The organism is Bacillus sp. P4_D3, assembly GCF_056401855.1.
In genome coordinates this window covers 1-526 of the sequence record NZ_JBFUIN010001347.1, presented here as the reverse complement: position 1 = coordinate 526, position 526 = coordinate 1, and the positions used below count along the sequence as shown (strand labels likewise).

General features: G+C 35.0%; 1 protein-coding gene. It reads left to right on the top strand.

Annotated features, from left to right (window positions below; all coding sequences use genetic code 11):
• Positions 1 to 526 (top strand): MFS transporter (locus AC1DTM_RS31255; RefSeq protein WP_477001795.1); only part of this gene is annotated, 526 nt, incomplete at both ends.

Here is a 526-nt window from a genome sequence, read left to right as displayed (position 1 = left end):
ATCCTATACTGATATTTTGGGACCAATTAAACAGATGGGTAAAGTTTTTACACATAAAAGCTTAGTATTGAGCTATATGATTGCTTTTGTTTTATTAATGGCTTTTGTTAATATGTATACTGTTTTAGGGAATTATTTGAGCTCTCCTACTTACAATTTAACTCCAGAACAAATTCTTTATTTTCGCTTAGCAGGGCTATTTGGTATGTTGCTGTCACCACTTGCGGGTCGCTTAACAAAGAGGTTCGAAGTAAGGCAAGTTCTTCAAGGCGGATTGTTGGTCTCTATTTTTAGTCTAAGTTCAATGGGCTTTATTTCGAACCTGCCGCTACTTGTAATGATGAGCGTCTGTTTTGTAATAGGTATTGCTATATCCGTTCCGTCTTTAGTTTCTCTTGTCAGCCAATTAGGAGGAAAATCAAGGGGAATAGCAGTTTCTATTTATACTTTCATTTTATTTTTAGGAACTAGTATAGGACCTATTATTTCTATTTATCTTATGAAATTAGGGGACTATGCTCAGACG